Source organism: Actinacidiphila acididurans (assembly GCF_016918855.1).
GTDB lineage: Bacteria > Actinomycetota > Actinomycetes > Streptomycetales > Streptomycetaceae > Actinacidiphila > Actinacidiphila acididurans.
The window spans coordinates 79,171-98,960 of the sequence record NZ_JADKYB010000028.1; the positions used below are offsets into that span (position 1 = coordinate 79,171).

Consider the following 19,790-nt stretch of genomic DNA (forward strand, 5'->3'; position numbering starts at 1 on the left):
GGCACCGACAAACGCCGGAGGGGCCGGCCGGGTGTCGCTCCCGGCCGGCCCCTCCACGTACGCCTCAGGCGTCGACCTCAGTCGATCGACGCCATGACCTCGTCCGCGACGTCGAAGTTGGCGAAGACGTTCTGCACGTCGTCGCTGTCCTCCAGCGCGTCGATCAGCTTGAAGATCTTGCGCGCGCCCTCTTCGTCCAGCTCGACCTGCATGGTGGGCAGGAAGTTGGCGTCCGCCGAGTCGTAGTCGATCCCGGCGTCCTGGAGCGCCTTGCGGACCGGGACCAGGTCGCCGGCCTCGCTGATCACCTCGAAGGACTCGCCGAGGTCGTTGACCTCCTCGGCGCCCGCGTCGAGGACGGCGCCGAGCACGTCGTCCTCGCTCAGCTCGCCCTTGGGGACGATCACCACGCCCTTGCGGTTGAACAGGTACGCCACCGAGCCCGGGTCGGCCATCGAGCCGCCGTTGCGGGTCATGGCGACGCGGACGTCGGAGGCGGCGCGGTTGCGGTTGTCGGTCAGGCACTCGATGAGCACCGCGACGCCGTTCGGCCCGTAGCCCTCGTACATGATCGTCTGGTAGTCGGCGCCGCCGGCCTCCAGGCCCGCGCCCCGCTTGACCGCGCTGTCGATGTTCTTGTTCGGCACCGACTGCTTCTTGGCCTTCTGGATCGCGTCGAAGAGCGTCGGATTGCCGTCGGGATCGGAGCCGCCGACCCGCGCCGCGACCTCGATGTTCTTGATCAGCTTCGCGAAGAGCTTGCCGCGCTTGGCATCGATCACGGCCTTCTTGTGCTTCGTCGTAGCCCATTTAGAGTGGCCGGACATCCGACAGTCTCCTTCGCGTCACCAAATAGCTGTTCTTCGTCGCTCAAGCGATCCTACCGGGAGAGGGTCAGCTCTCGGTGCGCACCATGTGCACGAAGAGTTCGTGGACCCGGTGATCGCCGGTCAGCTCCGGGTGGAAGGACGTGGCGAGCGCCGTGCCCTGCCGTACCGCCACGATGTGACCGCCGTGCTCGGCGAGCACCTCGGTGCCCGCGCCCACCGACTCCACCCAGGGGGCGCGGATGAAGACTCCCTCGACCGGGCCGCCGGGGACGCCGGTCACGTCGACCAGCGCCTCGAAGGACTCGTTCTGCCGGCCGAAGGCGTTGCGGCGGACGATCATGTCGATGCCGCCGAAGGTCTCCTGGCCGGAGATAGGGGTCTCCCCGGGCCCCCAGGGCCCAGGGGAAGGGTCGAGGATCTTGTCGGCGAGCATGATCAGCCCGGCGCAGGTGCCGTAGACCGGCAGGCCCTCGCGGATCGCGGCGCGCAGCGGGTCCATCAGGCCGAACAGCACGGCGAGCTTGGAGATCGTGGTGGACTCGCCGCCGGGCAGCGTCAGGCCGGCCAGCCCGGCCAGCTCCTCGGGGCGGCGCACCGGCCTGACCGCGGCGCCCGCCGCGGTCAGGGCCGCCTGGTGCTCCCGTACGTCGCCCTGGAGCGCCAGGACGCCGATGACGGGCTGTGCGGTCACGCTCACCAGCCCCGGCTCGCGTAGCGCTCGGTCTCCGGCAGGATGTCGATGTTGATGCCGACCATGGCCTCGCCCAGGTTGCGGGAGGCGTCTGCGATGACCTTGGGGTCGTCGAAGAAGGTGGTGGCGCGCACGATGGCGGCGGCGCGCTTGGCCGGGTCGCCGGACTTGAAGATGCCCGAGCCCACGAAGACGCCCTCGGCGCCGAGCTGGCGCATCAGGGCGGCGTCGGCGGGAGTGGCCACGCCACCGGCGGAGAACAGCACGACCGGCAGCTTGCCGAGCTCCGCGACCTCCTTGACCAGCTCGTACGGGGCGCGCAGCTCCTTGGCGGCGGCGTACAGCTCGTTGTTGTCCAGGCCGCGCAGCCGGGAGATCTCGCCCTTGATCTGGCGCAGGTGGCGGACCGCCTCCACCACGTTGCCGGTGCCGGCCTCGCCCTTGGAGCGGATCATGGCCGCGCCCTCGGCGATCCGGCGCAGGGCCTCGCCCAGGTTGGTGGCGCCGCACACGAAGGGGGTGGTGAAGGCCCACTTGTCGGAGTGGTTGACCTCGTCGGCGGGGGTGAGCACCTCGGACTCGTCGATGTAGTCCACGCCCAGCGCCTGGAGCACCTGGGCCTCGACGAAGTGGCCGATGCGGGACTTGGCCATGACCGGGATGGAGACGGCCTCGATGATGCCGTCGATCATGTCGGGGTCGGACATCCGGGCCACCCCGCCGTCCTTGCGGATGTCCGCGGGCACCCGTTCCAGGGCCATGACGGCCACGGCGCCGGCGTCCTCGGCGATCTTCGCCTGCTCGGGGGTGACGACATCCATGATCACGCCGCCCTTGAGCTGCTCGGCCATGCCGCGCTTGACGCGCGCGGTGCCGGTCTCCGGGGTCTGGGCGGTGGACGGGGTGGTGGACACGGTGATCTCACTCCTGCCGAAAGGGGGTATTCCGGTTCTCATCCTCCGGCTGGTCCACTGCGGCCGGAAAGGGCCAATTCGGCTCAGGTGGCTTCTCATGGGGACACCGGCGCCCCTGCCGCCCCGGGGGTCCCAGGAGGTGTCGCCGGGCGCTCGTCGGGAGGGTTACGCAGGGGCTGCCGGGGGCGCGCGGGCGGGTTACGGGGCGGGACGCCGGGCGGGCGCGGCACGACAGCCGGGCGATCCGGACGTCGGCTGTCGGGCGGCCCGGTCCGGTCTCACAGCGCGGTGGCGCCGCGCTCTGCGGTGAGGGCGGGCGGCGGCTCGTCGTCCATCTCGAAGGCGAGCGGGAAGGGCGCGTGGCCGGCCAGCCGGAACCAGCGCACCACCCGGTGGCGGCGGACCGCTCGCGCGGCGCGGACCGCGTCGTTGTGGAACCGCCGGGCCATCGGCACCCGCCGTACCGCCTGGGTGAGTTCGCCGACGGCCGCGGTGCCGCCCGGCGCCTCGCGCACCTGGGCGGCGGTTTCGGGGTCGTCGAAGACCGCGCGCAGCGCCTGGCTCAGCTCGCTCTCGGCCACTTCGCGCTGGTCCGGCTCGGCGGAACGGGCCGCGTGCGCGGACTCGTACAGCACGATCGAGGCGGCCGGGTCCAGTACGCCGGCCGTGGCCAGCTCCTGTGCGACCGACGCGCGCCGCAGCAACTGCGCGTCCAGCGCGGCCCGCGCCGCGTCGATCCGCGCGTGCAGCCGGTCCAGCCGGCCCGCCGTCCAGCTCAGGTAGAGCGCCACGGCCACGAGCGCGACGACGATCCAGATGATGGTGGTCACGGGCGGCAAGGCTACCGGCGCCCGGCGCCGGGCCGACCCGGATCAGTCCCGGTCCGACCCGAAGCGGGGGCGCAGTCCGGTGCTCCTTGGGCGAGGCTTCCGAATTGTGGCCCGGCTTCCGACAAGGCCACGCGGATCCGCCGCCCCGACCCGCCCTCGCGGGACGGAGTCCGGCGCAGCGGGCCGAAGCGCGCGCAGCGCTGCGAGGGCCGCGTCAGAAATCAGTCGCGCGCCAACCCGAACCGCGCGCGCAGCGTGGTGCGTTCGTCGGTGGCCACGCTGGCGGCGCCGTCGGTGACGGTTTCGTAGACCGCGAGGATGTCGCCGCCGACCACGGACCAGTCGAAGCGGCGGACGTGGGCACTGCCGCGGGCACGGAGTTCGGCGCGGCGGGCCGGGTCGGCGAGGAGGCGGACGGCGGCGGCGGCAAGTTCGTCGGCGTCCTCATTGACGAAGAGTTCGCCGGCCGCGCCTTGGTCGAGGACCTGGGCGAAGGCGTCCAGGTCGCTGGCGAGCACCGGCGCGCCCGCCGACATCGCCTCGACCAGGATGATGCCGAAGCTCTCGCCGCCGGTGTTGGGCGCCACGTAGAGGTCCACGCTGCGCAGCAGCCGCGCCTTGTCGTCGTCGCTGACCATGCCGAGGAACTCCACCCGTTCCCGGACGGCCGCGGGCAGGCCCTCGACCGCCTCCTCGGTGTCGCCGCGCCCGGCGACGAGCAGGCGCGTCTCGGGGCGCTCCTCCAGGATCCTGGGCAGGGCCCTCATCAGCACCGGCAGGCCCTTGCGTGGTTCGTCGATGCGGCCGATGAAGCCGATCGTGCCGCCCTGCCACTGCTTGCGGGGCTCGGCGCGGGCGAAGAACTCCACGTCCACGCCGTTGGGGATGACCACCGCGTCGCCGCCGAGGTGTTCCACCAGGGTGCGCCGGGCGTATTCGCTGACCGCGATCCGCGCGCTGATCTTCTCCAGGGCGGGCTGGAGGATCGGGTAGGCGGCGATCATCGCCCGCGAGCGTGGGTTGGAGGTGTGGAAGGTGGCGACGATCGGGCCCTGGGCGGCCCAGCAGGACAGCAGGCCGAGCGAGGGCGAGGCGGGCTCGTGGATGTGGATGACGTCGAAGCGGCCCTCGTGCAGCCAGCGCCGCACCCTTGCGGCGGACAGGAAGCCGAAGTTGAGCCGGGCCACCGAGCCGTTGTAGGGCACCGGCACCGCCCGGCCCGCGGACACCACGTACGGCGGCAGCGTGGGGGCACCTCCCAAGCCGCCAGGCTTAGGGGGAGCGTCGTCGGCGGGCGCGAGCACGGACACCTCGTGCCCCAACCGGATGAGGTGCTCGGCCAGGTCGCGGATGTGGAACTGGACACCGCCGGGCACGTCCCAGGAGTAGGGGCAGACGATGCCGATTTTCACGGCCGCTCCGTTCCCGTACGGTCCCCCGCGCCCGGATCGTCGCTCGGCGCCGTCGCGGAGCGGTCCCCGGACGCCGCGGAGCCGGTGCCGTCGGGCCCGGAGCCGCTCGGCGCCACGGGCACGTTGCGCGGCGGCAGGTCGGCCAGCCACAGGCGCTGGAGCATGTGCCAGTCCTCGGGGTGCTCGGCGATCCCGGAAGCGTACGCGTCCGCGAGGGCCTGCGTCATCACCCCGGTGCGGTACGCGCGGTTGTCGCTCTCGGGTACGGGCACCGGCGGGTGCACCCTGCCCTGCATGACGGGCGAGTGGTCGTACCACAGGGTGACCGGCAGCAGCAGCGCGCCGGTCTGCTGGGCGAGCATCGCCGGGCCGGCCGGCATGCGGGTCTTCTCTCCGAAGAACTCGACCTCGACGCCGCGCGCGGACAGGTCGCGCTCGGCGACCAGGCAGACCAGGCCGCCGGCCCGCAGCCGCCGGGCCAGGGTGCCGAAGGCGGCGGCGCCGGTGTGCGGCAGCACCTCCATACCCAGGCCCTCGCGGTAGGCGACGAACCGGTGGTAGAGCGATTCCGGCTTGAGGACCTCGGCGACGGTGGTGAACGGCGTGTCCAGGCTGGTGGTGACCCAGGCGCCGGCCAGGTCCCAGTTGCCCATGTGCGGCAGGGCGAGGATGACGCCCTTACCGGCCGCCAGCCCGTCGGTCAGGTAGTGCACGTTCTCGGGGGCGAAGCCGCCGCGGATGCGGTCCTTGGACCAGGCGGGCAGCCGGAAGGACTCCATCCAGTAGCGCAGGTACGAGCGCATGCCGGCCCGGGACAGCTCGCGCAGCCGCTCCGGGCCCGCGTCCGGCACCACCCGGGCCAGGTTCGCCTCCAAGCGCAGCACGCCCTTGCCGCGCTGCCGCCAGGCCGCGTCGGCGATGGTCCGGCCCAGCGCCCTGGCCGCCGGTTCCGGCAGCGTCTTGACCGCGCCCCAGCCCAGGCCGTACAGGCTGTCGGTGAGCTGTTCCCTCACACGCCGCTCCGGTGGTCGGTGCGCTGCTGGGCGGCCTGGAGGGCGTCGGCCTCGGCAGCCTCGCGGTGCACGGTGACCATGCGCTGGATCAGGGTGACCAGACTGCCGACGGCCACCACCCACAGCGCGACCGGCAGCACGTACTGGATGCCGGGCACGCCGAAGGTGCGGTGGAAGCCGGCCAGGCCGCACAGCACCAGGGTGATCACGAGCCGCTCGGACCGCTCCACCAGGCCGCTGACGTTCACCGGCAGCCCTATCGCCTCGCCGCGCGCCTTGGTGTACGACACCACCTGGCCGCTGGCCAGGCAGAAGATCGTCACCGCGCACAGCACCAGGTTGTCGCCCTTGCCTGCGTACCACAGGGCCAGGCCGCCGAAGACCGCGCCGTCGGCGACCCGGTCCAGGGTGGAGTCCAGGAACGCGCCCCAGCGGCTGGAGCGGCCGGCCTGGCGGGCCATGTTGCCGTCGACCAGGTCGGAGAACACGAACAGCGTGATCACGACGGTGCCCCAGAAGAACTGGCCCTGCGGGTAGAAGGCCAGCGCGCCCGCCACCACTCCGGCGGTCCCGATCAGCGTCACCGTGTCGGGGCTGACCCCCTTGCGCAGCAGAAATGCGGCGAACGGCGTGAGAACACGCGTGAAGAACGCACGCGCGTACTTGTTCAGCATGGCCTTCCCGACACCTTCGGTGATTCCGTGACACAAAATGACACGAGCGACATCTGCGACATGGATGGCGTGATGGACGTGATTGACTTGAATCTGGTCAAAACAGTAGAAACAGTAGGTGAAGCAAGGCGGCCGGGCAGCCACCGGGTTGGCCCATCGTAGCCAGCCGCCGCGCCCCGGACGCGTGGGGCATTGTCGGTAACCCCGACACTACCGGCAGATGTGCGACGTATGGACGCGCCATTGCCGTCGTGGGAAGGTCGAAGAACCGCAGGCGTCGATGAGGAGGCCGCGCGGGTCTCCCATCGCGCTCCCCTCGACCGGGAGGCGAGAGCACATGGGTGCTGCAACCGACAGGAGAGACGCACAACCGGGAGCCGCCGGAAGGGCACCGACGGCCGGCCGCCCCGAGACGGTGCGCAACGTGGTGCTGGTCGGCCACAGCGGAGCGGGCAAGACGACCCTGGTGGAGGCGCTGGCGCTGGCCACCGGGGCGGTGAACCGGGCCGGCCGGGTCGAGGACGGCGGCTCGGTGTCCGACCACGACGAGATCGAGCAGCGCCAGCAGCGCTCGGTCCAGCTGTCGCTGGTACCCGTGGAATGGGGCGGGTACAAGGTCAACCTGCTGGACACCCCCGGCTACGCTGACTTCGTCGGGGAGCTCAGGGCCGGTCTGCGCGCGGCGGACGCGGCCCTTTTCGTCGTCTCGGCGGCGCAGGACGGCGAGGGCATCGGCGGCGCCACCAGGATGGTGTGGGACGAGTGCGCGGCCGTCGGGATGCCGCGGGCGGTGGTGGTGACCCACCTGGAGTCGGCCCGGGCCGGCTTCGAGGAGACCGCGGCCCGGTGCGCGGCAGAACTCGGCGGGGACGACCCCGACGCGGTGCTGCCGCTGTACCTCCCCGTGCACGGCCCCGCGGGCCCGGACGGCCACGCCCCGGTCACGGGCCTGGCCGGGCTGCTGACCGGCAAGGTGTACGACTACGGCTCCGGCGAGCGCCACGAGGCCGAACCCGGCCCGGACGTGCTGCCGGGGCTCACGCAGGCGCGTAACCGGCTCATCGAGGGCATCATCGCCGAGAGCGAGGACGAGACCCTCATGGACCGCTACCTGGGCGGCGCGGAGATCGACACGGCGACCCTCGTCGCCGACCTGGAGCGGGCGGTGGCCCGCGGCACGTTCCACCCGGTGCTGGCCGCCGCGCCCGCCGCAGAGGGCGCCCGGCAGGGCCTGGGCACCCTGGAGCTGATGGAACTGGTCACCGGCGGCTTCCCCACGCCCCTGGAGCGCGAGATGCCCGCGGTGACCGGCCCGGACGGCCACACCGAGCCCGTGCTCGCCTGCGACCCGGAGGGCCCGCTGGCCGCCGAGGTGGTCAAGACCTCCTCCGACCCGTACGTGGGCCGGCTCAGCCTGGTACGGGTCTTCTCCGGCACGCTGCGGCCCGACGAGACCGTGCACGTGTCCGGACACGGTCTGGAGGACCGCGGCCACGAGGACCACGACGTGGACGAGCGGGTGGGCGCGCTGACCTCGCCCTTCGGCCGGCACCAGCGGCCGGTGCCGTCGGCCGGGGCCGGCGACCTGGTGTGCGTGGCCAAGCTCGGCCGCGCGGAGACCGGCGACACCCTGTCCGGCCGGGACCACCCGCTGCTGATGGAGCCCTGGCAGATGCCCGACCCGCTGCTGCCGGTGGCGATCGAGGCGCACAGCAAGGCCGACGAGGACAAGCTGTCCCAGGGGCTGGCCAAGCTGGTCGCCGAGGACCCGACGATGCGGCTGGAGCAGAACCAGGACACCCGGCAGGTGGTGCTGTGGTGCATGGGCGAGGCGCACGCCGACGTGGCGCTGGAGCGGCTGCGCAGCCGCTACGGCGTCCAGGTCGACACGGTCCCGCACAAGGTGTCGCTGCGCGAGACCTTCGGCGCCCCCGCCGCGGCCCGCGGCCGGCACGTCAAACAGTCCGGCGGCCACGGCCAGTTCGCGATCTGCGACATCGAGGTGGAGCCGCTGCCGGAGGGGTCCGGCATCGAATTCGTCGACAAAGTGATCGGCGGCGCGGTGCCCCGCCAGTTCATCGCGTCCGTCGAGAAGGGAGTACGTGCGCAGGCCGCGCGCGGGGTCGCGCTGGGCTTCCCCCTGGTCGACGTCCGGGTCACCCTGACCGACGGCAAGGCGCACTCCGTGGACTCCTCGGACGCCGCCTTCCAGACCGCCGGCGCCCTGGCCCTGCGCGAGGCCGCGGCCGGCATCCGCATCCACCTGCTGGAGCCGGTCGCCGAAGTCGCGGTCCTCGTGCCGGACGCCTACGTCGGACCCGTGATGAGCGACCTGTCCGGACGGCGCGGCCGCGTCCTCGGCACCGAGCAGACGCCCGGCGGGCGTTCCCTGATCCGCGCCGAGGTCCCCGAGATCGAGATCGGCCGCTACGCGGTGGACCTGCGGTCCCTGTCCCACGGCACGGGCCGCTTCAGCCGCCGCTACGTACGCCACGAGGCAATGCCCGCACCCCTTGCCGCGAAGCTCTCCCAGGCCCACTGACGCAGTGCGGGTTCGCCGGGAGTGCCCCTCCCCCGGGCCCCGGGTACCGCCGGCGGGCGGTGCCCCGCGCCTGGGGAGCTATACCAGGCGAACCGGCCCGCCGCCGGGCGGGCCACCGCTAATGTGGAGCGTGATGCTCTGAACGTGTGATGCCGGTGTGAGCGGGGAACGGTCCGGTCGGAGCGGGTGTGCTGGACGGGCCGGGCACGCGGGGCGTGTCCGACGGCGGAGTGGGGGCGGCGTGACGGACGGGTTCGATTTCAGCCCGGGGGCTCAGGTCCCGTTGCTGGGCGCGGACGGGGAGACCGGTGCCACGCAGGCCCTGTCGTCCGCCGCGTACCGGGACTCCCCGGTGACCGCGCTCACCGGGATCCACAACGGGTCGTCGGTGTCGGCCCCCCGCCTGAAGCTGTTCGAGCCGAACCTGGGCGAGGCCTGGGGACGGGCGCTGCAGCTGCGGATGCTCGGCGGCGGGCGCAACGAGGTGGTGCAGTCCTTCGGCATCGAGCCGCAGACCGTGGTGCAGCACGCCCTGGCCGCCAACCGCATCCGGCAGGAACGGGACATCCGGCTGACCATCATCATGGCGGTCTCCGGACTGCTCTTCCTGCCCGGCGTGCTGCTGTGGCTCGGCGCCTTCCAGCTGCGCCGGTCGCTGGTCTCGCTACGGGCGAAGGGCAACCGGGCCGGGGCGCTGGGCGGCCTGGTCATCGCCGTCACCGTCGCGTTCACCGCCCTGCTGGCCATCCGCCCCCCGTTCAGCGGCTTCTGGCAGCAGTACGCCCGGGTGGTGATGATCGCCCCGGTGATCGGCTGGTACATCGCCAAGCGGGTCTGCGAGAACACCGCCAAGGACCTGCGGGCCCGCTGGGGCGACCTGGCCGGCGGCAGCGGCGTGGGCGCCAAGATCCCCGGCTCGGTGCCGCGCAACCCCGGGCAGACCAAGGCCGAGGCCATCCGGCAGAGCTTCGCCAAGCTGGGCGCCGAGCAGAACAGCAACGTGGCCTTCTACGCCGGTCCCAAGGGGATACTCGGCATGGGCACCCGCTGGGGAAGCTGGCAGATGGCCGAGGAACTGGTGCCGGCCGAGGGGGTCAACGAGATCAACCCGTTCCGGTCCTGGGACGTCGCCCGCGCCATCCACGACAAGCTGAAGATGCTGGAACGCACCCCGCTGCACACCGGCGGCTTCCCCACCCCCTCGATACGGCACTGGGTCGTGGTGCCGATCGGCGAGGGCGCGGGCAAGATCTCCCGCCCGACCGGCTCGGAGGTCGAGGGCTTCGTCGTCAAGGAGCGCGAGATCCAGCGGATCTGCAACGAGCAGCAGTTCGGCAAGGGCAACCGGCACTATCTGGGCACGCAGTTCACGCTGTGGGACGGCAACCTGGTCATCACCCTGATGGTGACCGTCACGGTGCTGGCCTCCACTCTGCGGGTCGAGGTCACCGGCTACGCGCTCGGCCCGATCAACGGCCTGTTCACCTCCGGCCCGCCGGCCAAGGAGAAGTCGGTGGCCAAGACGGTCCGGTTCTGGGAGACCAAGAAGGTCTCGCTGCCGCTGATCGACACCCCCGAGGTGGTCCGCCTGGCCGCCCGGGCCCCGCTGACCTGGTACCCGCCGCTGCTGGACCACCTGGGCGGCTCGCTGAAGCTGCCCGAGCCGTTCGGGCTGCGGCACACCTGGGCGGACAAGCCGTGGGGGCACCGCTTCATGGCCGACGACGCGCTGCGCGCCGCCACCCCCGTACTGCGGGCGGTGCACTCCGCCGCGATCCAGGTCATGGCCGACAACGGCGTGGACACCTCGCGCTTCTCCAGCCGCTCGCTCAGCCTCAGCGGCTCGGTCCAGGACGCCTCGCCGGGCAAGGCCGACGTGTACGACGCCTGAGCGCGACCCTTCGAGAAGGGGCCCGGCGGTGCGTCCGCCGGGCCCCTCGTCGTGTACGCGGACCCGTGGCCGTACGAGGCCGGGTCCTGCCGCCGCTCAGTCCGGCCAGACGTCCGCGAGCATCTTGCGGGTGTCGGCGAGCAACTGCGGCAGCACCTTGGTGTGCCCGACCACCGGCATGAAGTTCACGTCCCCGCCCCAGCGGGGCACCACGTGCTGGTGCAGGTGTGCCGCGATCCCGGCGCCGGCCACCGAGCCCTGGTTCATCCCGATGTTGAAGCCCTGCGCGGCCGACGCCGTACGCAGCGCGGTCATCGCCCGCTTGGTCTGCTCGGCCAGTTCCTCGGTCTCGTGCGCGTCCAGGTCGGTGTAGTCGGCGACGTGCCGGTAGGGCACCACCATGAGGTGGCCGCTGTTGTACGGGTACAGGTTGAGCAGCACGTACACGTACCGGCCGCGGGCGATGATCAGCCCGTCCTCGTCCGACTCCGCCGGGACCGCGCAGAACGGGCAGCCGTCCCCGGCCCCGGGGCCGGTGGGCTTGTTCTCACCCTGGATGTACGCCATCCGGTGCGGGGTCCACAGTCGCTGGAACGCGTCCGGCATCCCCGCCCCCGCCTGCTGCTCCGGCTCACTCGTCATGCCGATCAGCATAGGACTTCCGTTCCCCCGCGCGTGTCCCGGTGCCGAGGCCGGGCGGCTCCCGCGATCCTGGCCGGATGGACGCCGACAGCCGCCTGTCCCGATGGGAGAACCGCACCGAGGTCCCGCTGTTCGTCACGTCCCTGGTGTACCTGGGCGCCTACGCCGTGCACGTGCTCGATCCCGGACTGCCGGTCGCCGTGCACGACGCGCTGCGTGCCGTCATCGGCCTGACCTGGTCGATGTTCGTGGCCGACTACGTGGTGCGGTGGCGGCTGAGCGGCCACCCCTTCCTGCCCGGCTACATGCGCCATCACTTCCTCGACACCGTCGTGGTGGTGCTGCCGCTGCTGCGTCCGCTGCGCGCGGTCCACCTCTACGAGGTCATCCAGCGCCGCCGCGCCCAGCCGCGGTTGAGCCTGTACGGGCGGGTCATCGCGTACGCCGGGATGACCGCGCTGCTGCTGGGCTTCTCCGCCTCGCTGGCGGTCTACCAGCAGGAACGGGGCGCCCCCCACGCGACCATCCGTACCTTCGGGGACTCGGTGTGGTGGGCCTGCTCGACGCTCACCACGGTCGGCTACGGGGACGTGACCCCGGTCACCCCGGGCGGGCGGTCGATCGCCGCGGTGCTGATGTTCCTCGGGCTGGCACTGCTGGGCGCCGTGACGGGTTCTTTCTCGTCGTGGCTGCTCCAGGTGTTCACGCGCGAGGACGAGAAGCCCCCGGGTGGTTTCCCGGGGGCTTCCTGAGGTCCTGCGGATCACACCTGGACGCGGCGCTCCACGACGTCCACGATCTTGGCCAGCGCGATGTCCCTGGGGACGCCGTTCTCCTGCGAGCCGTCGCGGTAACGGAAGGAGACCGTGCCGTTCGACATGTCCTCGTCGCCGACGATGATCATGAACGGGACCTTCTGCTTCTGCCAGGTGCGGATCTTCTTCTGCATCCGGTCGGAGGAGGCGTCCACCTCGACCCGCAGCCCCCTGCGCCTGGCCTCGTCGGCGAACTCCTGGAGGTACGACACGTGCGCGTCGCCAACCGGGATGCCGGCCGCCTGCACGGGCGCCAGCCAGGCCGGGAACGCGCCGGCGTAGTGCTCCAGCAGCACCGCGAAGAAGCGCTCGATGGAGCCGAACAGCGCCCGGTGGATCATCACCGGCTGCTGCCGGGAGCCGTCGGCGGCGGTGTACTCGAGGTTGAACCTGGCGGGCAAATTGAAGTCGAGCTGGATCGTCGACATCTGCCAGTTGCGGCCGATCGCGTCCCGGGTCTGCACCGAGATCTTGGGGCCGTAGAAGGCGGCGCCACCGGGGTCGGGGACGAGCGGCAGTCCCTGCTTCTCGGCGACCTTGCGCAGGGTCTCGGTCGCCTCCTCCCAGGCGTCGTCGCTGCCGACGAACTTGGTCTCGTCCTTGGTGGACAGCTCCAGGTAGAAGTCGGTGAGGCCGTAGTCGCGCAGCAGGTTGAGGACGAAGGTGAGCGTCTTGTCGAGTTCGTCGGCCATCTGCTCGCGGGTGCAGTAGATGTGCGCGTCGTCCTGGGTGAAACCGCGGGCGCGGGTGAGGCCGTGCACGACGCCCGACTTCTCGTACCGGTACACGGTGCCGAACTCGAAGAGCCGCAAAGGCAACTCGCGGTAGGAGCGGCCGCGCGCGTCGAAGATCAGGTTGTGCATCGGGCAGTTCATCGGCTTGAGGTAGTAGTCCGTGCCCTCGTCGAGCTGCATGGGCGGGTACATGCCGTCGGCGTACCAGTCCAGGTGCCCCGAGATCTCGAACAGCTTCCCCTTGGTGGCGTGGGGGGTGTAGACGAACTCGTACCCCTCCTCCTCGTGCCGCTTGCGCGAGTAGTCCTCCATCGTGCGGCGGACGATGCCGCCCTTGGGGTGGAAGACGGCGAGGCCGGAGCCGATCTGCTCGGGGATGGAGAACAGGTCGAGTTCGGTGCCGAGCTTTCGGTGGTCGCGCTTCTCGGCCTCCGCCAGGAAGTCCAGGTGGGCCTTGAGCTCTTCCTTGCTGGGCCAGGCGGTGCCGTAGATGCGCTGGAGCATCGGGTTGCGCTCGCTGCCGCGCCAGTAGGCGGCGGCGTTGCGCATCAGCTTGAAGGCCGGGATGTAGCGAGTGCTGGGCAGGTGGGGGCCGCGGCACAGGTCCTTCCAGCACAGTTCGCCGGTCTTGGCGTCGAGGTTGTCGTAGATGGTCAGCTCGCCGCCGCCCACCTCGACGTCCGCGCCGTCCTCGGATCCGGCGGAGGCGCCCTTGAGACCGATGAGTTCCAGCTTGTAGGGCTCGTGGGCGAGTTCCGCGCGGGCGTCGTCGTCGGTGACCACCCGGCGGGAGAAGCGCTGGCCCTGCTTCTGGATCTCCTGCATCTTCTTCTCGATGGCCTTGAGGTCATCGGGGTGGAAGGGCCGGTCGACGTCGAAGTCGTAGTAGAAGCCGTCCCGGACCGGCGGGCCGATGCCGAGCTTGGCTTCGGGGAAGAGCTGCTGCACGGCCTGGGCCATGACGTGCGCGGTGGAGTGCCGCAGGATGTTGAGGCCGTCCTCGCTGGTGATCTCCACCGGCTCGACCACGTCGCCGTCGGCGAGGGGGTGGGCGAGGTCCTTCAGCGCGCCGCCGACCCGGGCGGCGACCACGGCGCGCTCGCCCTGGAACAGCTCGGCCGCGGTCGTGCCCGTCGTGACCAGCCGCTCTTCCGGTTCGGCGGAATCGCGCTTGATGATCACTCGGAGGTCTGACACCGGTCTGCTCCTGACTGAGTCGTGACGTCGTGACGCCGTCTGTGCTGCTGCGGCGCCGTGGTGCTGTGGGCACCGCGGCGCTGTGCTGCGGTTTGCGGCAGGGGCCGCACCGGTGAATCGTACCGAGCCCGCGGGCGTGCCCGCGAAGGGATTGGCCCGCTGTTACCCGTGGTCACAGCGGGTGGGGCCGTACGCAGGGGTGCGGGGCGGTCGCGGGGTCGGGTACGGGCCCGGTCCGGGGCTGGGTCGGAAACCGAGCCGGGCTCGGTCAGGGGCTCAGTCGGGGTCGCCCGCGCAGGCGTCCTCGAAGGTGCCGACGCCGCCGTGCAGGGCCTTGAGCATGCGGTCGCGTTCGGCCTCTTCGAGCTGGACCGGGGCGACCCCGTCCGGTTCGGCGAGCCGCCGGAAGCCGCCGTGGCTCTCCAGCCGGCCGCTGACCTTGATGGGGAGCCCGACGAGGTGGGCGTGGCCGGCGATGCGGTACGCCTCCTCGTCCAGCTTGACGCGCACCTGGCGGACATCGGCGCCGGCGAGCACCCGCAGCCGTACGGTGCCGCCGCCGTCGGGGGCGCGGCGCCGCATCCGGGTCACGGTGCCGGTGATCCGTACGGCGACGGAGGGCTCCCGGGCCAGATACCGGTCGCCGGCGGCCTGGAGTGCGGGCAGGTCGCCGGGCGAGAACTCGACGGGCTCCGGGCGGGCCGGGTAGCCGTACGGCGGTCCGGCCGCGGGTGACCAGGCGAACGCGACGGTGATGCCCTCAGTGCCGCGGACCAGCTTGACCAGGGAGCGGGCGAGTTCGTGGCTGACGCCGAGCCCGACGGCGGCGTCGAAGGCGTCCATGCCGCCGGTGGCGCGCTGGTAGTCGACCGCGTCGCGGGTGGCCTGGAGGGCGCGCAGCAGGGTGCCGGCGGCGGGCCGGCCCTCGGGTACGGGGGTGTAGGCGGTCAGCAGGTGGGCGGCGGGGGCGGGGCCGACCAGGACCTGGTCGAGGAAGGCGGCGGCCTGCCCGCCGTGGCGTTCGCCGAAGTAGCCGGCCGGGTGGAGGGCGGCGCGGGCTGCGGCCAGCAGCATGGCCCGGGCGCCGGCGCGCAGCTGCTCGGCGGTCGTCCAGGGCACGGCGCCGCCGAGGGTGGGCACCTCGCGGCGCCAGTGGATCTCGTCGCCGGGCACGTTGAGGGCGCGCAGCACGTCGCGAGCGGAGGGGGCGGCGGAGCGGGCGAGCGCGGTGAGCGCCTCCGCCAGCAGCTCGGTGTGGTCGGCGTACACGGGGCGGGTGCCGGGCGGGCCGGCCTCGGGCACCAGCAGGCTGGTGTCGGTGCTGCCGTCGGGGGGCGTCCAGCGGCTGTAGCGGCCGGCCGCCCCGCCGCGCCGCTGCCATCCGTGGCGGCGCAGCAGGGCGAGCAGGACGGCGGGGTCGACGCGCTCGGGGTCCGGTGGCCCGGGCTCGTCGACGGTCAGGTGGGTCACGGTCTGCCTCCGGTCGTGGACCCGCGGACGGATCCGGTCACGGTCTTCCTCCGGCCCCGACCCGCGCCATGATCTCGCACAGGGCACGGTCGTCGAAGATCCGCGCGGTGGAGATCCGCACGGTGGTCTTGTGCCGGCCGGTCACGGCGTGCCCGGCCAGATTCGTCCAGTAGCAGCAGTGCCGCAGTTCCAGCCGGTCGTGACTGGCCCGCAGCCATTCGTCCTGGGTGCGCGGGACGAGCATCACGACCAGGATCTTGTGCACCGACACCGGGGTGCGGGCGAGCTTGGTCAGGTGGTCGTTCTCGAGGGTGAAGGCGAAGGTCGGGCCGCGGGGGTGCGGAGCGACCTGGTAGGTGCATTTGAGCTGCACCTTGATGGTGACCTCGTCGTCCACCGCGTGGGCCCGCGAGGTGTGACTGACGTGCCAGTCGATGCCGTTGTCCGGGAAGGGCTGGGCGAGCGAGCAGCCTGCCGCGGCGGCGACCGCGTGCAGATAGCCCACTTGCAACGTCTCCATGGAACTTGTCATGGCGAGCCCGCCGCGCAGAGGCGCCGCCCGTTCGGGCAGCAGGTCCTCTCCGGGGCCGGGCTGGGCGAGCGCCATCGCTCCGAGCCTTCCTGATGGTGCCTCGATCCGTACGTCTGTGCGGCAGTCGTACGTTTCCCCGTTCGTTCATAACTTCCCCACCTGCGACAACTTGCAAACTATCCCGGTTCGTTGATGTCCGGTCATGGGTACACCCTTGATAGGGAGTTGCCGTACTTCTCCCGAACATCCCCACGACATCCGTTATTTACCGAACCTCGGGGAGTACGTCATGCCACTCTGGTACGAAGGGCCACTGGCCGCGTTCGACACCGAGACGACCGGGGTGGACGTGGAGACGGACCGGATCGTCTCCGCGGCGCTGGTCGTTGAGCCCGCGCAGGGCCAGCCGGCCGAGGTGATCCGGTGGCTGATCGACCCCGGGGTGCCGGTGCCGCAGGCGGCGCGCGCGGTGCACGGCCTGTCCGAGGAGTTCCTGCGGCTGTACGGGCGGCCGCCCGCCCCGGTGCTGGGGGAGATCGCGCAGGAGGTGGCCCGGGCGAGCGCGGCCGGGGTGCCGCTGGTCGTGATGAACGCGCCCTTCGATCTCACCCTGCTGGACCGGGAGTTGCTGCGGCACCGGAACACCCCGCTCAGCTCGTACTTCAGCGGGCCGGCCTGGTGCGTGGTCGATCCGCGAGTGCTGGACAAGCACTTGGACCGCTACCGCAAGGGCCGCCGTACCCTCACCGACCTGTGCGAGCACTACGGGGTCCCGTTGGACGGGGCCCACGACGCGGCGGCCGACGCGACCGCCTCGCTCGCCCTGGTCCGCGCGATCGGCCGCCGCTTCGCCGCCCGCCTGGACGGCCTGGCCACCGCCGAGCTCCACGCCCGCCAGGCCGTCTGGCACGCGGCCCAGTCCCGCGGCCTGGAGGCCTGGTTCGCCCGCAACGGCTCCGACGAACACCCCGACCCCGCCTGGCCGCTGCGTCCCGTTCCCCAGTCCCCGGCGGCGGCCTGACCCCTGGTCAGGTTGTCAGGCGATGCGGGCGGCCAGTTCGGCGACGATGTCGTCGAAGGCGCCGAGCATCAGTGACAGGTGGCCCTCGGCGGGCAGCAGGTGGGCGGTGGCGCCGGCCAGCCGGTCCGCCAGCCAGCGGCCGTGGGTGAAGGGCACCATGCGGTCCTCGGCGCCCTGCCAGACCGAGACCGGGGCCGTGACGGCGTCCAGATCGAAGCCCCAGTCCTGGACGAAGGCCAGGTCGTCGTCGCGCCAGCCGGCGATGCCGCCGGAGACGGCCGCGCGGAAGGCCGCCGCGGTGTATTCGGCGAATTCGTCGGTGAGCGCCTTGCGGTCCACCTCGGAGACCAGGTCGCCCAGAGCGGCGGCCACTTCCTCCGCCCGTACCTCGGCCAGGCCAGGCGCCTCGCCGGTCAGGTAGTCGGTCAGCGGGCCCGGCCCGGCCACGGCGGCGGCGAACTCCGCGAGGTTCTCCGCGCCCATGCCCGCCGACCAGTCCAAGCCCTCGGCTCCGTACGGGGCGACGCCGGCCACGGTGGCGGCGCCCAGGCACCGGTCCGGCAGCAGCGCGGCGCTCGCCAGCGCGTGCGGGCCGCCCCCGGACCAGCCCAGGGTGAGGAACCGATCGGCGCCCAACTCGTCCAGAAGCGCCGCCACATCGGCGGCCACGGCGGCAACCGTACGGCCCGGCTGCGGCGACGAACCGGCGTACCCGGGCCGGCTGTACGCCACGACCCGCAGTCCGTGCCGCGCGGCGCCGGCCACCATCGGGGCGAACAGGATCGCCGCGGACGGGGTGCCGTTGTGCAGCACCAGCGGGGTTCCGTCGGCGGGACCGGCCACCAGGTACTCCAGCGTCCGCCCGTCCGCGAGGTGAAGGGTCGTCATGGGGAGAACGTACTCCCGGGGCGCGGACCGCGGGGCCGGGTGCCGCGTCGTCGACCGCGCCGGCCGGCCGCGGTGCCGGCGCCGCAGAACCGGCACCGTGATCCGCCGGGAGCACCGGCCTCCACCCTGCGTGACGGGCCCGGAAACTCCGGCCGCATCCGCGAGAAACCCGAGTGTCACAAGAGACTGGTGGGGCAGGCGAGTTGACAAAGAGCCGTGAGCGGCGACAGCGCACAGACGTGCGCTGGAGAGGAGAACACCATGTACGAGAAGTACGAGGCACCGGTCCGTCCCGAGGACGTACTGCCGGCCGGCGTCGACAGCGCGGTCATCAACGGGACCAGCGTGCGCAAGGGTTCGATCATGGCCTTCGTCACCAATGTCAAGGCACTGGACGACCTGACCGCCGGCACCCCCGACCACGACGCCGTCGTCAGGCAGATCCGTCAACTCGTACCGGCAGTACGGGCGATAGGCATGCTGGACGTCTTCGCCCCGCGGTCACCCGAGTTGGCCCGCCTCATCGACGAGCCCGCCTGACCCTGCCCGCGGCCTCTCCCGCGGCCGCACCGGCGGCGCATCCCCCGCTGGGGTGCGCCGGGGACGCAACAAAAGAGAAGGCGGGACCTGTCCGCGCTTGTTGCGGACAGGTCCCGCCTTCTTGCTGGTGGGCGACGAGGCTCACCTCTGGAACACAAAGGCCCCGCTCCAGGGCCTCCGGCACCCTGTCGCCACCTTGCCGGGGGCCGGACACACCGCCGGTAGAACGAGAGCCACGCGTCGGCGCTGACCGTGATCGAGCATCGTACCTCTACGCTTGCTCCATGCCCCTCGACGCCGTGGACGCCAGCCAGCCCTCCACCGCCCTCCTCCTCTGGGATGTCGACCACACCCTCGTGAGCATCGGGGGCGGCGTGAGCCGCACTATTTACGCCAAAGCCTTCGAGCACGTAACCGGCCAGCCGTTGGCTTCGCTCGCCGACATGAACGGCCGCACTGAGCAGGCCATCATGGTGGAGACCTTGCGGCTCAACGGGGTCGAGCAGCCAGAAGCGCTGTACGACGACTTCTACGCGGCCCTCGCCGAAGCTGCCCACCAGCTTGCCCGGCGGATGCGGGAGGTCGGCGAAGACCTGCCCGGTGCCCGCGAAGCCATCTCAGCGTTCGCCCAGCGAGGCGTCGTGCAATCGGCTGTCACCGGCAACATCCGGCCCATCGCGGAGACCAAGCTGGCAGCGCTCGACCTCGCCGAGCATCTGGACTTTGCAGTAGGCGGCTACGGGAATGATGGCAGCGACCGGGCCGACCTGGTACGCGAAGCACGTGCTCGGGCGACCGCCAAGTACGGCAACACCTTCCCGAACGGGCACGTCATCGTGATCGGGGACACTCCGCACGACATCCGTGGCGCACATGACGCTGACGCCGTGGCGGTGGGCGTGGCCACCGGTCGTAGCTCTGTTGAGGAGCTGGCAAACGCCGGAGCGGATGTCGTGCTGCGCTCGCTCACCGAGTACAGCACCATAGAGCGACTTCTGGTCCACGCCGGAGCCTAGTCCTCCTGCGCTCGCAGGCCCGCCTCACGCTTCTTGCTGGGCGTACCGGCAGAAACTCGGTTCAGGCTGCTTCACGAGCACTTCGCGGATGACGACCTCCCCACGCTCGCCGAGATGCGGCAGACGCTTGAGGATGGG

At 71.8% G+C, this 19,790-nt stretch carries 18 protein-coding genes; 6 read left to right on the forward strand and 12 right to left on the reverse strand.

The genetic code is table 11. The features are described from left to right. Positions 1 to 77 precede the first annotated feature (77 nt). From ITX44_RS35530 to pgsA, 7 genes are all read right to left on the reverse strand, one after another. The gene (locus ITX44_RS35530; protein ID WP_205363240.1) at positions 78 to 827 is read right to left on the reverse strand and encodes a YebC/PmpR family DNA-binding transcriptional regulator; all 750 of its coding nucleotides are present in this window, start codon (positions 825 to 827) and stop codon (positions 78 to 80) included. Positions 828 to 894: 67 nt separating this feature from the next. After that, a complete protein-coding gene (gene pdxT, locus ITX44_RS35535) occupies positions 895 to 1,521 on the reverse strand; it encodes a pyridoxal 5'-phosphate synthase glutaminase subunit PdxT (RefSeq protein WP_205363242.1) in 627 nt (208 codons plus the stop codon). A gap of 2 nt (positions 1,522 to 1,523) precedes the next feature. After that, positions 1,524 to 2,435 (reverse strand): pyridoxal 5'-phosphate synthase lyase subunit PdxS, encoded by a 912-nt coding sequence (gene pdxS, locus ITX44_RS35540; protein ID WP_205363244.1) that lies wholly within the window; start codon positions 2,433 to 2,435, stop codon positions 1,524 to 1,526. A gap of 278 nt (positions 2,436 to 2,713) precedes the next feature. Next, positions 2,714 to 3,274, reverse strand: coding sequence for a LemA family protein (locus ITX44_RS35545; protein ID WP_205363246.1), 561 nt, complete (start codon positions 3,272 to 3,274; stop codon positions 2,714 to 2,716). Positions 3,275 to 3,486: 212 nt separating this feature from the next. Beyond that, the gene (locus ITX44_RS35550; protein WP_205363248.1) at positions 3,487 to 4,677 is read right to left on the reverse strand and encodes a glycosyltransferase family 4 protein; all 1,191 of its coding nucleotides are present in this window, start codon (positions 4,675 to 4,677) and stop codon (positions 3,487 to 3,489) included. Beyond that, positions 4,674 to 5,690, reverse strand: coding sequence for a phosphatidylinositol mannoside acyltransferase (locus ITX44_RS35555; RefSeq protein ID WP_205363250.1), 1,017 nt, complete (start codon positions 5,688 to 5,690; stop codon positions 4,674 to 4,676). The genes ITX44_RS35550 and ITX44_RS35555 overlap by 4 nt, the downstream gene beginning before the upstream one ends. After that, entirely contained in the window at positions 5,687 to 6,364 is a 678-nt protein-coding gene (gene pgsA / locus ITX44_RS35560; protein WP_205363252.1) for a phosphatidylinositol phosphate synthase, read from the reverse strand. The genes ITX44_RS35555 and pgsA overlap by 4 nt, the downstream gene beginning before the upstream one ends. Positions 6,365 to 6,701: 337 nt before the next feature. Here pgsA and ITX44_RS35565 point away from each other — a divergent pair, with 337 nt between their 5' ends. Together ITX44_RS35565 and ITX44_RS35570 are read left to right on the forward strand one after the other, a co-directional pair. Continuing rightward, positions 6,702 to 8,906 (forward strand): elongation factor G-like protein EF-G2, encoded by a 2,205-nt coding sequence (locus ITX44_RS35565; RefSeq protein WP_205363254.1) that lies wholly within the window; start codon positions 6,702 to 6,704, stop codon positions 8,904 to 8,906. A 241-nt stretch (positions 8,907 to 9,147) separates the two neighbouring features. After that, on the forward strand, positions 9,148 to 10,797 hold the full coding sequence (locus ITX44_RS35570; RefSeq protein WP_205363257.1) for an AbeC-like domain-containing protein: 1,650 nt from the start codon (positions 9,148 to 9,150) through the stop codon (positions 10,795 to 10,797). Positions 10,798 to 10,893: 96 nt separating this feature from the next. Here ITX44_RS35570 and ITX44_RS35575 read toward each other — a convergent pair whose 3' ends face one another. Continuing rightward, positions 10,894 to 11,451, reverse strand: a complete 558-nt coding sequence (locus tag ITX44_RS35575) for an HIT family protein (RefSeq protein ID WP_205363258.1) — start codon at positions 11,449 to 11,451, stop codon at positions 10,894 to 10,896. 65 nt (positions 11,452 to 11,516) lie between these two features. Between ITX44_RS35575 and ITX44_RS35580 the strand changes: the two genes are divergently transcribed. After that, on the forward strand, positions 11,517 to 12,191 hold the full coding sequence (locus ITX44_RS35580; protein ID WP_205363260.1) for a potassium channel family protein: 675 nt from the start codon (positions 11,517 to 11,519) through the stop codon (positions 12,189 to 12,191). An 11-nt stretch (positions 12,192 to 12,202) separates the two neighbouring features. Here the strand turns inward: ITX44_RS35580 and thrS are convergent, their stop codons facing one another. The 3 genes from thrS to ITX44_RS35595 form a co-directional block, all read right to left on the reverse strand. After that, the gene (gene thrS, locus ITX44_RS35585; RefSeq protein WP_205363262.1) at positions 12,203 to 14,185 is read right to left on the reverse strand and encodes a threonine--tRNA ligase; all 1,983 of its coding nucleotides are present in this window, start codon (positions 14,183 to 14,185) and stop codon (positions 12,203 to 12,205) included. A 276-nt stretch (positions 14,186 to 14,461) separates the two neighbouring features. Further along, positions 14,462 to 15,655, reverse strand: a complete 1,194-nt coding sequence (locus ITX44_RS35590; RefSeq protein ID WP_205363264.1) for a hypothetical protein — start codon at positions 15,653 to 15,655, stop codon at positions 14,462 to 14,464. Positions 15,656 to 15,692: 37 nt separating this feature from the next. Beyond that, positions 15,693 to 16,262, reverse strand: coding sequence for a DUF4365 domain-containing protein (locus ITX44_RS35595; RefSeq protein WP_205363267.1), 570 nt, complete (start codon positions 16,260 to 16,262; stop codon positions 15,693 to 15,695). Between the two features lie 214 nt (positions 16,263 to 16,476). On the opposite strand from ITX44_RS35595, the gene ITX44_RS35600 reads away from it, so the two are divergent. Further along, the gene (locus ITX44_RS35600; protein ID WP_205363269.1) at positions 16,477 to 17,208 is read left to right on the forward strand and encodes an exonuclease domain-containing protein; all 732 of its coding nucleotides are present in this window, start codon (positions 16,477 to 16,479) and stop codon (positions 17,206 to 17,208) included. 15 nt (positions 17,209 to 17,223) lie between these two features. On the opposite strand, the gene ITX44_RS35605 is transcribed toward ITX44_RS35600, so the two are convergent. Then, positions 17,224 to 18,096 carry an alpha/beta fold hydrolase gene (locus ITX44_RS35605; RefSeq protein WP_205363271.1) on the reverse strand — a complete coding sequence of 291 codons (873 nt, stop codon included), beginning with the start codon at positions 18,094 to 18,096 and terminating at the stop codon, positions 17,224 to 17,226. Positions 18,097 to 18,357: 261 nt separating this feature from the next. Between ITX44_RS35605 and ITX44_RS35610 the strand changes: the two genes are divergently transcribed. After that, on the forward strand, positions 18,358 to 18,636 hold the full coding sequence (locus ITX44_RS35610) for a hypothetical protein (protein WP_205363272.1): 279 nt from the start codon (positions 18,358 to 18,360) through the stop codon (positions 18,634 to 18,636). A 284-nt stretch (positions 18,637 to 18,920) separates the two neighbouring features. Beyond that, positions 18,921 to 19,652 carry an HAD family hydrolase gene (locus tag ITX44_RS35615; protein ID WP_205363273.1) on the forward strand — a complete coding sequence of 244 codons (732 nt, stop codon included), beginning with the start codon at positions 18,921 to 18,923 and terminating at the stop codon, positions 19,650 to 19,652. The last annotated feature ends 138 nt before the right edge of the window (positions 19,653 to 19,790 follow it).